The sequence below is a fragment of the Paraburkholderia sp. EG287B genome (genome assembly GCF_040965595.1).
In the GTDB taxonomy this organism is placed as follows: domain Bacteria; phylum Pseudomonadota; class Gammaproteobacteria; order Burkholderiales; family Burkholderiaceae; genus Paraburkholderia.
The window spans coordinates 474443-487963 of the sequence record NZ_JBFRCG010000001.1; the positions used below are offsets into that span (position 1 = coordinate 474443).

The following is a 13521-nucleotide window of genomic DNA, read 5'->3' on the forward strand; positions in this document are numbered from 1 at the left end:
GACCGCTCCCGCTGCATGCCCCGCGTCCTCCTGACGCAAGGTCATTCGATGGTTGTCATTCTAGGAATGCAGCGTGCGCGGATAAATGGGCCGCCCGCGAAGTCACTTGTCGAAAATTGCAAACAATCGACCCGGATGCGGAGGCGGAGGGCGCGGCGGTGCGCCCGCCGTGCCCGCCGGGCATCGCGCGCGGCCGCGCCACACGGTGCTTTGCACGAATGCTGGCCGCGCGGACGCGCTTCAGTCGAGGGGTGTCGCGACGAATTCCGGCAGCGTCTCGGCGCGCGCAGAAAGCGCGGCGATCGCCGGATATCGGGCGGGATCAGCGCAGCCAGGCAGCATGTACTGGTTGAAACGCCACGCAACGGCCGCGGTGATGTCGGCCTGCGTGATGCGGCCCGCGCACAGCCAGCCGTCGCGGCCCGCGACGAGCTGGTCGAGCACAGCCCAGGCGGCATGCATCTGGGCGTTCACGCGCTCGAACCACGGCTCGTGCTGGCGCTCCGCGGGTCGCAGCTGGCGCTCATAGACCTGCTGCACCGTCTTTTCCATGGCCGCGAGCGCGAAGCCGTTCACGCGCAGCGCGAAAGTCCGCTCCTGCGTCTCCTCCGGCATCAGCCGCCGCGCGGCGGGCACTTTGCGGTCCAGGTAGTCGAGGATCAGCGTCGAGTCGATCAACTGGGTGCCGTCGTCGTCGATGAAGGTCGGCGCCTTCACGACGGGATTGATCTGGGCAAATTCGTCGTACTGCCTAAATACCGAAATGCTGCGATGCTCGAACTCGAGCCCAAGCACATGGAGCGAAATCGCGACGCGACGCACATAGGGGGAGTCCATCATGCCGATCAACTGCATGGGTTCACCTCGCACAGAAAAAAGGGATCGGACGTCGATCTTGCAGGAAGCCCCATCGCATTTCAAGACACGTTGAGCCCACCCGGATCGACGTCATGTCGACGCGGCGCGTTGTGCAAAAACACACCGTGTCGATGTGCCACGTCGGGCTCGCCGCACAACGGGGCTACATTTGTTAGCAGACGTCGAATCTGACGCGGCGCGGCATTGTTGCAACGCAGCGCCCCGCCCTGCGTACCGGCGCTTTTTTACCGTGCCGCGCTGCTCAAGGCGCAGCGGTGCGCGCGGTGCAAGCGAAGGATGCCGAAGCATTACGCAGACCGCATGAAAGCGGGTTTTTGCGCGCCACATGTGCTGCAGTGCATCGCCGGGAAACTCCTGGATTCGGACGCCGAACGGCTGAGATAGTCTCAATGCACAAGGAGACGAAATCATGAGACAGGCATTCAATGTTGGTGTTGTCATCGTCCTCGCCCTCCTCCTCGCGAATCGTGCCATGACACGTGTGCAGGCTCACGAGGCTGGCTCGCTTACCTGTGCCCAGGGCTCCGCACTCGTCAAGGCCGAAGCACTCGTGCGCGGTTTCGGCGAACGCGGCGCGAGCGCCCAGAGCGAAAACTTCCTCTCTTCCTGTCTCGTTTCGGGCCAGGGTCAAGTCGGCGACCTGATCGCCCACGACTGAGCGCCCTGCGCGCCGCGACCGCCCTGGCGCGTTTCGCGGTTCGGGCGCCGTTCAACGGCGCGGCGCGTGGTACTCCCAGGGTCGCTTGCGGCGCCACCGCCGATGCGCGCTCGTGACGAACCCGCAACGCCGTACATCATCCGGCTGAACCGGGCTACACGCCCGCCGCCGCGGACCACCCTGGCCGCGGCCGCCCCGATTACCCGCCAGAAGTGAACGCCTCGCCGCGCGTCACACTCGGGCGTCGCCCCGGGGCGCCTGTACCAGTAAATTCACGCGCTGCCTGCCGGAAACCGGCTCGCCCGTGGCCGCCAGGTGGGCGAAGTTCGCCGCCACACTCCCCGAAATCGATACCCGCGCTGGTGCGGCTCGATCGCTCCCGCGCGACGACGCCAGCGCCAAGGCGCACCGACGCGGGTTGCCAATGTCCCGGGTTGGCGGCGAGAATGCTCGCGGACCACGGAGAATCTATGAAAGGTTGCATCCTGTTGTTTGGAGTCAGCATGCTGGCGGCGTGCACATCGGTGACGGCCGTCAATTCGAGACAGGATGGCCATCTCACCGTCACGAGCCGCGCGCGCTGGGATCTGGTTTCGTGGAACCACGTGCGCGCAGCCGGGCTCAGCGAAGCCGAAGACTACTGCGAGAAACAGAAGAAGCAGTTGCACACGGTCGAGATCCACAGCGAAGGCCTGCGCGGCGTGACGTCCCAGACAGTAGAAGTCATCTTCGACTGCATCTGATGGGGGCCGCACTGTCTTCTCGCTCATCCGCGCCAAACGGGCGTTGCAGCCCGTTAGCGCGCTGTTGCAGACGAAATTGCTCGCGATAGCGCAATAGTTTGTTGTCGTTCACCCTGATACTCAAAACGCATGACAGCGCTAAACTGACGATACATTTTGTTACGTTTAGGGCCGAGTCACATGTTGACCGCATTCTTCATCGCTTGCCCGTTTGGCATCGCGGCATTGTTCGGATTCGCAAGGCTGATCAATCCGCTGACGGGGAAGATCGGTAATCGTTGAGTGCGCAAGCGCCTTGTTGCGGCGCAGCGCCCGGCCGATCCTCGCGCCGCCATTCTGCGCGGCTGCTGCGGGTTTTTCCCGCCCTCTCCTGTTTTTCCCTTCGCCGTAGCCAGATCTCTTCGTGCGCCCCCGCACGGATTTAGCCATGCCAATAAAAAACCCGCGAAGCGTCAAGCCATCGCGGGTTCTCGGAATCCAGTGCAATTCACTGGAACAACATCTGGTGCCGGGGACCGGACTCGAACCGGCAAGCCGTTAGGCGGCGGATTTTCGTCACACCACGTCTTTCGACGCCTCGCGTCCCGCCTGGACGCGCGTTCGTGCGCTGGACTATGCCTTCGCCGTCGCCCAGCGCAGCGTATCTCACGCCGCGCCTGGCCTTAGGCGCCCCCCGTCTAGTCTCTACACCTTCCTGATCGCCGCTTTGCGCAGCAGCCGGCTTGGCTCGGCGTTGCCTCGGCGCCTCGCGCGCAACGCGCTTCCAGGCCCAGGGGGTTCGCCGAATTTGAGGGGTTCTGCACCGGCCGTTTCCGGTCGGGCACTCAATCGTTTCTTAAGTCCGCTATGTTTACCAATTTCATCACCCCGGCAGGGCGGACGCGATTCTACCATTGCCCGGCGCGCGTCCCAAAGGCGCGACGGGGGAAGGCAGTCGTCATCTGCCGGTCATACGCGTTTTTCATAATCGGCCCCATCGAAAACGTTTACATACGACGCCGGGGCCGCTCGCATGACGCCAACCATCAAGGATGTCGCCGCACACGCCGGATTCTCGATTGCCACCGTGTCGCGCGCAATCAACGCGCCTCACACCGTCAACCCCATCACGCTCGCGCGAGTGCGCGAAGCGATCGACGCGCTGAAGTTCCGCCCGAACCCGCTCGGCCGCCAGTTGCGCGGCGAGCGCACGCGCCTGATCGGCGTGGTGCTGCCCACCCTCGCCAATCCGGTGTTCGCGGAGTGCCTGCAGGGCATCGACGAACTGGCAGCGGCGCAGGGCTTTCGCCTCATGCTGATGACCACGCAGTACGACGCGGAACGCGAGCGTCATGCGATCGAGACGTTGCGCGCGCAACGTGTCGAGGGTCTGATCCTGACCGTCGCCGACGCCGACACCCACCCGCTGCTCGACGAACTCGACGCGGACGGCCCACTCTACGTGCTGATGCACAACGACACGAAGCGCCGCCCTTCGGTGTCGGTGGACAACCATCAGGCCGCCTGCGACGGCGTGCGCATGCTCATCGCGCACGGTCATCGCCGCATCCTCATGCTGGCCGGCACGCTGGCCGCCTCCGACCGCGCGCGCCAGCGCCATGCCGGCTATGCCCTCGCGATGCAGCAAGCCGGCCTCACGCCGGCGCCGGCCCTCGAAGTCGATTTCAACGCGCAAGAGCTCGCGCCTTCGGTGCTCGCGCATCTGACGAGCGGGCCCGCGCGCCCCACGGCCCTCTTCTGCAGTAACGACCTGCTGGCCATGGTCGTGATGCGCGGACTGCGCCGCGCCCGCCTGCGCGTGCCGCAGGACATGTCGATTCTCGGCTTCGACGGCCTCGCGATGAGCGAACTGCTCGCGCCGCCGCTCGCGAGCATCGGCACGCCGAATCGCGACATCGGCTGCGAAGCGTGGCAATGCCTGATGGCGCGCATCGGCGGCCAGTACGCGGGGCCGCTCGCCAATACGCTGGCGCACACCTTGCGCACGGGCGGCACCATCGCAGCGATCGCGCACGCGCCGCTCGGCGCACGTGGGAGCCCGATCGACCGCGACCTCGAACTCGGCGGCGCGCGCTCGTGAGTCCGTCGCGCGTCTGAAGAACAAACCAAACCAACCAGACAATCCGGGCCGTGCACGCACGCGGCCCCCATCCACCAGAACGCTCTCGCAACCGACCTGGAGACCTGCCGTGACCAGCCGATTCGCCTTTGCCGGCCCGCTTTCGCTTGCGCCCGTGCGCGCCGTCCTGCGCACGCTAGCCGCACCCGTGCGGCGCCTGACCCGCTTCGCCCGCTTCTCCCGCTTCTCCCGCGCGCTGCCGCTCACCGCGAGCGCCGCCGCCCTCGTAGCCGGATTTGCCGCGCCGCTGACGGCGCAGGCCGATCAGACCGCCATCTGCTACAACTGTCCGCCCGAATGGGCCGACTGGGCGAGCCAGATCCAGGCGATCCAGAAAGAGACAGGCATTCGCGTGCCGTTCGACAACAAAAACTCCGGCCAATCCATCGCACAACTAATGGCCGAGCAGAAGAGCCCGGTCGCCGACGTCGTCTACCTCGGTGTGTCTTCCGCGTTCCAGGCGAAGGACAAGGGCGTGATCACGCCGTACAAGCCGGCGCACTGGAACGACATTCCCGCCGACCTCAAGGACCCGCAAGGCTACTGGTTCGCCATCCATTCGGGCACGCTCGGCTTCTTCGTCAACAAGGACGCGCTCGAAGGCAAGCCGGTGCCGCGTTCGTGGGCCGATCTCCTCAAGCCCGAGTACAAGGGCATGGTCGGCTACCTCGATCCGTCGAGCGCCTTCGTGGGTTATGCGGGCGCGGTAGCCGTGAATCTCGCGTTGGGCGGCACGCTCGACAACTTCCAGCCCGCTTTCGAATGGTTCGGCAAGCTCAAGGCCAACCAGCCGATCGTGCCGAAGCAAACCGCCTACGCGCGCGTGCTTTCGGGCGAGATTCCGATCCTGCTCGACTACGACTTCGACGCCTACCGCGCCAGGTACAAGGACCACGCGAACGTCGAGTTCGTGATCCCGAAGGAAGGCACGATTTCGGTGCCCTACGTGATGAGCCTCGTGAAGAACGGCCCGCACGAAGCGAACGGCAAGAAGGTGCTCGACTTCGTGCTGTCCGACGAAGGCCAGAAGCTCTGGGCCAATGCCTACCTGCGCCCGGTGCGCGCAAGCGCGCTCTCGCCGGAAGCGGCTTCGAAGTTCCTGCCCGCGAGCGATTATGCACGCGCAAAACCCGTGGACTTCGCGAAGATGGCGGCGCAGCAGCAGGCGTTCGGCGAGCACTATCTGCAGATCATGCACTGATACCCCGGCCGATCACTTCCATGCATGACCTCACTTTTCCGCTGCGCTGGCGTGTGGCGCTCATCGCGCCCGCGCTCGCGGTGTTCCTCGCCTTCTGGCTGCTGCCGATGATCGCACTCGTGCAGGTGAGCGCCGACGGGCACTTCATCGAAACTTATCGCGCACTGCTGACGAATGGCCGCTACATGAGGAGCCTTGGCGCGACTATCGCGCTCTCGGCCGCCGTGACCGCGGCAACGCTCGTGATCTCGACGATCTGCGGCCTTCTGCTCGCACGGCGCACGTTTGCGGGGCGCCGCGCACTCGTCGCGCTGCTCACGTTTCCGCTGGCGTTTCCCGGCGTAGTGGTCGGCTTCATGGTGATCATGCTCGCCGGCCGCCAGGGGCTCATCGGCGCGCTTTCGCTGCGGCTCACCGGCGAACGCTGGGTGTTCGCGTACTCGATGGCGGGACTCTTCGCGGGCTATCTGTACTTTTCGATCCCGCGCGTGATCGTGACCGTGATGGCCTGCGCAAGCCAGCTCGACGGCTCGCTCGAAGAAGCTGCGCGATCGCTTGGCGCGTCGTCGTGGCGCGTGCTCTGCGACGTGATCCTGCCCGCGCTCGCGCCCGGCCTCGTCGCCGCTGGAGCAATCTGCTTCGCGACCGCGATGGGCGCGTTCGGCACGGCCTTCACGCTCGCCACCGACATCGACGTCCTGCCGATGACGATCTATACCGAGTTCACGCTCAACGCGAACATGGTCACGGCGGCCGGCCTCTCGATCGTGCTCGGACTCGTCACGTGGGCGGTGCTCACGCTCGCGCGCAGTGTGACGGGCGCGGCCGTCGCGGCCACGGCATGAGCACGCGGTGGTTTTCGAGGACTCCAGAATGAATTCGGTCGTCAATCCCGCCGCAACGGCTGCGCAAGACATGCACGAAGCGCCCGGCCAGCCGCCCGCCGCGCGGCGGCGCCTGGCGCTCCCCTCGGCGCGCGCCTGGATTACGTGCGCGCAATGGCTCGTCACGCTCGCCACCTGCGCGTTTCTCATCGTGCCCGTGGTGATGTCGATCCTCGCGGGCCTGACCGTCAACTATTTTCGCGGCGTGGCGAGCGGCCTCACGCTGCGCTGGCTCGACCAGGTCTGGACGCAGTATCACGCGAGTGTCTTTCTCTCGCTCGAAGTGGCGGCCGCCACGCTCGTCATCACGCTCGTGACCGGCGTGCCCGCGGGCTATGCGCTCGCGCGCAGCCGCACGCGCCTGTCGCGCCTGATCGAGGAATTGCTCGTGCTGCCCGTGGCCCTGCCCGGCCTTGCTTCGGCGCTCGCCCTGCTCGTGGTGTACGGCGGCTTCAGCGCGTTTCGCATGAGCGCGGCGTTCATCGTGGTCGGCCACGTGGTGTTCACACTGCCGTTCATGGTGCGGCCCGTGGCGGCCGTGTGCGCGTCGGCAGACCTGCGCACGCTCGAGGAAGGCGCGGCGAGCCTCGGCGCGAGCTTCTGGCAGCGCTTCACGACCATCGTGCTGCCCAACGCGCGGCCCGGCATCGTGGCGGGCGCGCTCGCGGTGCTCACGCTTTCGATCGGCGAATTCAACCTCACGTGGATGTTGCACACGCCCGACACCAAAACGCTGCCAGTCGGCCTCGCGGACACTTACGCGTCGCTGCGCATCGAAGTGGGCAGCGCCTACACGATCCTCTTCTTCGTCATGACGATGCCGCTGCTCGTGGCAATGCAATGGCTCGGCGTGGACGTGCCCGGCTCCTCGGGAAAGCCCTCTGGCAAGCAGCGCCTCGCAGGCCGGCAAAATAACAACAAGGATTCCGAATGAAACTCGAACCGATCCCGATCACACTCACGCGCTGCGCGAAGACGTTTCGCGGCACGCGCGTGCTCGAGCCGCTCGATCTCGCGATCGGCGCAGGCGAGACGCTCGTGCTGCTCGGCCCTTCGGGCTGCGGCAAGACCACCACGCTGCGCATGATCGCGGGTCTGGAAACGCCCGACGCCGGCGGCCGCGTGGCCTTTGGCGACGAAGACGTGACCGCGCAGCCCATCGAGCGGCGCAAGGTCGGCATGGTGTTCCAGAACTACGCGCTCTTTCCGAACCTCGACGTGCGCGGCAACATCGGCTATGGCCTGAAGATCCAGCGCGTTCCCGCCGCCGACGTGCGCGCACGCGTCGACGAGCTGCTCGCGATGATGCGTCTCGAAGCGCACGCGGCCAAGCCGATCAACCAGCTTTCGGGCGGCCAGCGCCAGCGCGTGGCGCTCGCACGCGCACTCGCGCCGCGCCCGCGTGTATTGCTGCTGGACGAGCCGCTCACCGCGCTCGATGCGCGCCTGCGCGACACCTTGCGCAGCGAGATGAACCTGCTGTTGCGTGAGCTGGGCGTGACGACGGTCTACGTCACGCACGATCAGGCCGAGGCGATGGAGCTGGGCGACCGCATCGTCGTGATGAGCGCGGGCCGCATCGAGCAGATCGGCACGCCGCGCGAGATCTACTTCCAGCCGGCGAGCCGTGCGGTCGCGCAGTTCGTCGGCACGCTCAACCGGATCGCCGGAGAATGGCAAGGTGGCATGCTGCGCACGAGCGGCGGCGCCGTGCCGGCCAGCGCGTCCCAGACCAGCGGCGCCGCCGAGCTGTATTTCCGGCCCGAAGACGCCACGCTCGCCGACCCTGTCGGCGCGCAACTGCGCGGCGTGATCGAGCAGGCGACTTTTCTCGGCGAGCGCACGCGTCTCACGATCGGCGGCGCGGCACCCGATGCCCTGCTCGTCGACGTGGCGGGCCGCGTCGAGCTGGCGCGCGGCACGCCGGTCGGCATTTCGATCGCCCCCGAAGCGCTCATCGCGCTCGCGTAACTTTTACTAACGAGGACTACCATGCTGCTCGCCCAGATCAGCGACCTGCACATCAAGCCACCGGGCGCGCTCGCCTATCGCCGCGTCGATACGGCCGCTAGCCTCGCGCGTACCATCGCGCGGTTGAACGCGCTCACGCCACGCCCCGACGCCGTGCTCATGACCGGCGACCTCGTCGACCAGGGCTCGGTCGAGGAATACCGGCACCTCAAAACGCTGCTCGACACGCTCGAGATTCCGTACTGGCTCCTGATCGGCAACCACGACGCGCGCGAGCCGCTGCGCGAAGTATTCGCCGACCGGCCCGAACTGCGCGAAGGCGGCGAGTTCGTCCAGTACGCCGTGGACCTCGGAGCGCTGCGCGTGATCGCGCTCGACTCGATGCAGCCGGGGCAAAGCGCGGGCACACTCTGCGCGGCGCGCCTCGCGTGGCTCGCGCAGCAGCTCGACGCGGCGCGCGGCAAGCCCGTGATCGTCGCACTCCATCACCCGCCGTTCGACTGCGGCATCGGCCATATGGATGCGATTCGGCTCGACGACAGTGCCGCCCGGGCACTCGAAGCGCTCGTGGCGCAGCATCCCAACGTCGAGCGCGTGCTGTGCGGTCACGTGCACCGGCCCATGTTCGTGCGCTTCGGCGGCACGATCGCTGCGGCGGTGCCCGCGCCGGCCCACCAGGTCACGCTCGACCTCGCGCCCGATGCGCCCTCCACCTTCACGCTGGAGCCGCCCGCCTTCGCGCTGCATCGCTACGATCCGCAGGGCGGGATCGTAACCCATCATGAATACGTGGAGACATTCGACGGACCGTATCCGTTCTACGAGCCCTCGGGCGAGCTGATTGCCTGAAAGCGCGACTGGCGGCGCGCTCCCGGGCCGCCAGCGCGATTGTGCGCGCTCCGGTATGATCGGCACGCTCGAAGCCTGCCTTTCGTATCACCGGGCGCCGCCCGCATTCGCACATGTCCACACCTGATTCCGCAAACGCTGGCGCAGGCCAGTCGCTGCGCGGCCTGCTGCTCCTGCTCGCGACCATCGCGGGCGTCACGGTCGCGAACATCTACTTCAACCAGCCGCTGCTCGACGATTTCCGCCAGAGCTTCCCGGCCGGCGCCGCGTGGATCGGCGCCGTACCGGCCGGCACCCAGCTCGGCTACGCAGCGGGCATGCTGCTGCTTGCGCCGCTCGGCGACCGCTACGACCGCCGCCGCATCATCCTGCTGCAAACCGCCGGCCTGTGCGTGGCGCTGCTCGTCGCGGCCACGGCGCCCTCGCTTGCCGTGCTGGTCGGCGCGAGCCTCGCGATCGGCATCCTCTCCACCATCGCGCAGCAGGCCGTGCCGTTTTCCGCGGAACTCGCGCCGCCCGAGGCGCGCGGCCACGCGGTGGGCACGGTCATGAGCGGCCTCTTGCTCGGCATCCTGCTCGCGCGCACGGCGGCCGGTTTCGTCGGTCAGTACTTCGGCTGGCGCGCGGTATTCGGCGCGTCGATCGTCGCGCTGCTCGTGCTCGCGCTCGTGATCGTGAAGAAGCTGCCGAAGAGCCAGCCGACCTCGACGCTCGGCTACGGCAAGCTGCTCGGCTCGATGTGGCATCTCGTGCTGGAATTGCCGGGACTGCGTGAAGCATCGGCGACGGGCGCTTGCCTCTTCGCCGCGTTCAGCCTCTTCTGGCCCGTGCTCACGCTGCTGCTCGCGGGCGAGCCGTTCCATCTCGGGCCGCAGGCGGCGGGCCTGTTCGGCATCGTCGGCGCGGCGGGCGCGCTGGCCGCGCCGATGGCGGGCCGCTCCGCCGACAAGCGCGGGCCGCGCGCGGTCATCACGATGTCGATCGTGCTGATGGCGCTCGCGTTCGTGATCTTCGCGTTCTCCGGCACGAGCCTGATCGGCCTCGTGATCGGCGTGATCGTGCTCGACGTGGGCGTGCAGGCCGCGCAGATCTCGAATCAATCGCGCATCTACGCGCTGCGCCCCGAGGCGCGCAGCCGCGTGAACACAGTGTTCATGGTCTGCTACTTCATCGGCGGCGCGACCGGTTCCGCCGTGGGCGTAACCGCGTGGCACGCATTCGGCTGGATTGGCGTGTGCGTGGCGGGCATCGCATTCACGGCGCTCGCCGGCTGGATTCACCATGCGACGCGCCCGCGCATGGGCGCGGGCGCGCAGACCTCTTCCTGAGCGCTAGCGGCAAGCGCTATTTGCGGAACAGCAAGTCCGTCATATCGTCGGCATGCTCTTCCTCCGTCGCGAGGATCTGCTCGAAGATGCGCCGCGTGGTGGTGTCGTCGTGGCCGAGATAGTTGATGATCGCGCGATAGCTCTCGATGGCGATGCGCTCCGCAACCAGATTCTCGCGGATCATGTCCTTCAGGTCGGATCCTTCCTTGTATTCCGAGTGCGAGCGCTCGACCAGCGTTGCCGGCGAGAAGTCGGGCTCGCCGCCGAGCTGCACGATGCGGGCCGCGAGCATGTCGGCGTGCTGCTGCTCCTCGGTCGCGTGCTGGAGAAACTCGGCGGCCACCGACTCGGACTCGATGCCCTTCGCCATGAAATGGTGCCGCTTGTAGCGCAGCACGCACACGAGCTCCGTGGCGAGCGAATCGTTGAGCAGCTTGAGCACGGTCTGGCGATTCGCGGGGTAATCCGGCGTGACCGGACCCTGATCGAGATTGCGGCGCGCCTCATCGCGCACGCGCTTGAGATCGAACTCAAACGAAGCGTGTGTCTTCGACATCTGACTCTCCTTCGAACATGGCATGCATGAGTGGGATGGGCTTTGCATTGCGCGCGTCATCGGTGCATCACGCCTAGCAGCAGCGTGACCACGAAGACCACGAGGAAGATGTAGAACAGAATCTTGGCGATTTCGGCCGCGCCCGCAGCGATGCCCGTGAAGCCGAACACGGCGGCGATGATCGCAATGATGAAAAACACGATGGCGTAGTGAAGCATGGCGTAGTCCTCCTTGTGGGCGGATGCGCTGCGCTATGTCGCGCCTGCATCGGCGCTAGCGCAAGCAGCGGACCCGACGCATGCGTCCACGCCGACGCATGGCGGCACAAATGACCGGGCACGCGACATGCTGGTGAGTCGTCTCCTTTGACACCGTGGAGGACTTCCTCATGAAACGCCTGATTGCCCTCTTTCTCGTTACCGCTTCTGTGGCAGCGCTCTCGGCCTGCAACACGATGGCGGGTGCCGGCGAGGACGTTTCCGCAGGCGGCCACGCCCTCACGAACTCCGCGGAAAAGGCGAAATAGTGTCTGGCAGACGGTAAAGGCGCCGGGATGACGGCTAACGCCCGAAAGGCTGCCGGTCACCGGTGAACGATGAAGTCGCGGCCGCTGCTTGCCTCACGTGCGCAGCGGCCGCGCGCGCAACGCAGCGCGATGATGCGAAACGCGTCGCGAAGTCAGGATGAACTCAGGACGTGCGGCGGCGGTCGTCGAACAGGAACGACAAACCCACGCTGCCGAGAATCAGCACGGTCGCGACGACGGTTGCACTCGTGACCGGCTCGCCGAGCAGCAGCGCGCCGAGCGCGACGGCCACGACGGGATTCACGTACATGCAGCTGCTCGCGACGAGCGGGCTGGTATGGCGGATCAGGTAGCCATACGCGACATAGGCCGCCATCGTGCCGATGAAAAGCAGGTAGAGGAACGCGAGGAGCGGCAGGAAATGCAGCTCGCCCATGCGTTCGCCGCTGATCCACGCGACCGCCGTCGAAATGGCGCCGCCGAGGCCGATCTGCAGCGCCGTCGCGAGGAAGAGATCGGTCGGCAACGTGAGCTTGCCCGCCAGATGCGCACCGATTGCCCAGAAGAGCGCGCCGCACAGAATCGCGAGGCTGCCGCCCGCCGAGCCGGACGCGGCCCCGCCGTGGCTAAGGACGGCAATGCCGACGAGGCCGAGCGCGACCGCCGCCCATTCGGCCTTCGCCACGCGCCGCCCGGTGACCGCCGAGATCACAGTCGCGAACAGCGGCACCGTGGCGACCATCACGGCCGCCTTGCCGGTGCCCACCGTACGCATGCCGTAGGCGAGCATGCCGCTCGACAGGCCCACGAGCAGCGTGCCCACCACGCCCGCGTTGCGCACTTCGAGCAGCGTAGGCATGACGGGCCGCCTGCGCATGGCGAAGACGAACAGGCCGATCCCGGCGAGCAGATTACGCAAGCCGGAGAGCAGGAGCGGCGGGAACGAATCGAGTGCGACCTTCACGCCGAGATACGTCGAGCCCCAGACGAAGTAGACGACGGCGAGCGAGAGCGCGACGCGTCCGGTGCGCGATTGCGGCAGCCGTACGGCGCGCACGAAACGCCATAGCGCGGCTGCAACCTGCCGGGCCCCGGCGAATAAAGTTCGAGTGTTCACGTGGAAAGGCAAACGGGGAGGCATCGTCATTTCACCGCGGCAGGTGAAAGGCAGGACCGCGGGCGCCCCGGCAGCAAGGTGGCGGGACGGGTGAAGCTCGACGGCATGGTGCAGATGCGCAAGAACGCGAAAAAAGACGGAGTACGAAGGACACCCGGGACGGGCGAAGCGCATTATGCAACAACGCCGGGCGTTGCGGATGCTTTCAGGATGCTTTATGCGCGGCGATTCGTTGCGTGCGCGTCACAGTGGCAGCGGCGCAAGGCAGCACGGCCGATCGCGCACCATATCGACGTTCGCCGACCGGGTCACGCCACGCCGGTTGGATCGTGCTAGCATGACGCAACCTTTCGTTTAACTTTCATTAATCAGGTTTCGTACACGTCGCTCGCCATGCTTTCGCTCGTTTCGCGTCCCGTATTCGCCTTGCCGCCGCGCCGTTTGCGCGGCGCGCCAGCGCGTGCACGCGCAAGGCGCGAGCGAACGGCGCCGTGGCCTCTCGACACCCGAGCGCGCACCCTGCCGCCCCTTTCCGCCCCGCTCTGCGCCGCCCGGCGCCCGCACTGAACCCGTCTCCCCCAATCCATCGGAGCCGTTCGGTCGGGCTCCGGGCCGATCCGTTACGCCCCGTTATGCCCCGCTGCGGCCCGCGCCCGATTGCGCGATTTCGCCCGCCGGCCCTCGCCGTTA

General features: G+C 66.7%; 14 protein-coding genes. 10 read left to right on the plus strand and 4 right to left on the minus strand.

Going from position 1 to position 13521, the window contains the following annotated elements; all coding sequences use genetic code 11:
• Positions 1–240: 240 nt before the first annotated feature.
• Positions 241–855, minus strand: coding sequence for a glutathione S-transferase family protein (locus tag AB4Y40_RS02105; RefSeq protein ID WP_110388677.1), 615 nt, complete (start codon positions 853–855; stop codon positions 241–243).
• A gap of 433 nt (positions 856–1288) precedes the next feature.
• Here AB4Y40_RS02105 and AB4Y40_RS02110 point away from each other — a divergent pair, with 433 nt between their 5' ends.
• The 9 genes from AB4Y40_RS02110 to AB4Y40_RS02150 all read left to right on the plus strand — a co-directional run bounded on the left by AB4Y40_RS02110 (position 1289) and on the right by AB4Y40_RS02150 (position 10632).
• Positions 1289–1537, plus strand: coding sequence for a hypothetical protein (locus tag AB4Y40_RS02110; RefSeq protein ID WP_042264780.1), 249 nt, complete (start codon positions 1289–1291; stop codon positions 1535–1537).
• Between the two features lie 470 nt (positions 1538–2007).
• On the plus strand, positions 2008–2280 hold the full coding sequence (locus AB4Y40_RS02115) for a hypothetical protein (RefSeq protein WP_028204216.1): 273 nt from the start codon (positions 2008–2010) through the stop codon (positions 2278–2280).
• Between the two features lie 1012 nt (positions 2281–3292).
• Positions 3293–4360, plus strand: coding sequence for a LacI family DNA-binding transcriptional regulator (locus tag AB4Y40_RS02120; RefSeq protein ID WP_368686246.1), 1068 nt, complete (start codon positions 3293–3295; stop codon positions 4358–4360).
• A 235-nt stretch (positions 4361–4595) separates the two neighbouring features.
• Positions 4596–5600: an ABC transporter substrate-binding protein gene (locus tag AB4Y40_RS02125; RefSeq protein ID WP_368686347.1), complete on the plus strand. Its 1005-nt coding sequence runs from the start codon at positions 4596–4598 to the stop codon at positions 5598–5600.
• A gap of 20 nt (positions 5601–5620) precedes the next feature.
• Positions 5621–6445 carry an ABC transporter permease gene (locus AB4Y40_RS02130; RefSeq protein ID WP_368686247.1) on the plus strand — a complete coding sequence of 275 codons (825 nt, stop codon included), beginning with the start codon at positions 5621–5623 and terminating at the stop codon, positions 6443–6445.
• Between the two features lie 70 nt (positions 6446–6515).
• The gene (locus tag AB4Y40_RS02135) at positions 6516–7418 is read left to right on the plus strand and encodes an ABC transporter permease (RefSeq protein ID WP_368686348.1); all 903 of its coding nucleotides are present in this window, start codon (positions 6516–6518) and stop codon (positions 7416–7418) included.
• The gene (locus AB4Y40_RS02140; RefSeq protein ID WP_368686248.1) at positions 7415–8455 is read left to right on the plus strand and encodes an ABC transporter ATP-binding protein; all 1041 of its coding nucleotides are present in this window, start codon (positions 7415–7417) and stop codon (positions 8453–8455) included. The genes AB4Y40_RS02135 and AB4Y40_RS02140 overlap by 4 nt, the downstream gene beginning before the upstream one ends.
• Positions 8456–8476: 21 nt before the next feature.
• Positions 8477–9304 (plus strand): phosphodiesterase, encoded by an 828-nt coding sequence (locus tag AB4Y40_RS02145; protein WP_368686249.1) that lies wholly within the window; start codon positions 8477–8479, stop codon positions 9302–9304.
• A gap of 113 nt (positions 9305–9417) precedes the next feature.
• The gene (locus AB4Y40_RS02150; protein WP_368686250.1) at positions 9418–10632 is read left to right on the plus strand and encodes an MFS transporter; all 1215 of its coding nucleotides are present in this window, start codon (positions 9418–9420) and stop codon (positions 10630–10632) included.
• A 16-nt stretch (positions 10633–10648) separates the two neighbouring features.
• Here the strand turns inward: AB4Y40_RS02150 and AB4Y40_RS02155 are convergent, their stop codons facing one another.
• A complete protein-coding gene (locus AB4Y40_RS02155) occupies positions 10649–11188 on the minus strand; it encodes a bacterioferritin (protein ID WP_133181533.1) in 540 nt (179 codons plus the stop codon).
• 56 nt (positions 11189–11244) lie between these two features.
• Positions 11245–11406 (minus strand): DUF1328 family protein, encoded by a 162-nt coding sequence (locus tag AB4Y40_RS02160; protein ID WP_028204224.1) that lies wholly within the window; start codon positions 11404–11406, stop codon positions 11245–11247.
• A 170-nt stretch (positions 11407–11576) separates the two neighbouring features.
• Between AB4Y40_RS02160 and AB4Y40_RS02165 the strand changes: the two genes are divergently transcribed.
• Positions 11577–11714: an entericidin A/B family lipoprotein gene (locus AB4Y40_RS02165; RefSeq protein ID WP_368686251.1), complete on the plus strand. Its 138-nt coding sequence runs from the start codon at positions 11577–11579 to the stop codon at positions 11712–11714.
• A 163-nt stretch (positions 11715–11877) separates the two neighbouring features.
• On the opposite strand, the gene AB4Y40_RS02170 is transcribed toward AB4Y40_RS02165, so the two are convergent.
• The gene (locus AB4Y40_RS02170; RefSeq protein ID WP_368686252.1) at positions 11878–12771 is read right to left on the minus strand and encodes an EamA family transporter; all 894 of its coding nucleotides are present in this window, start codon (positions 12769–12771) and stop codon (positions 11878–11880) included.
• Positions 12772–13521 lie beyond the last annotated feature (750 nt).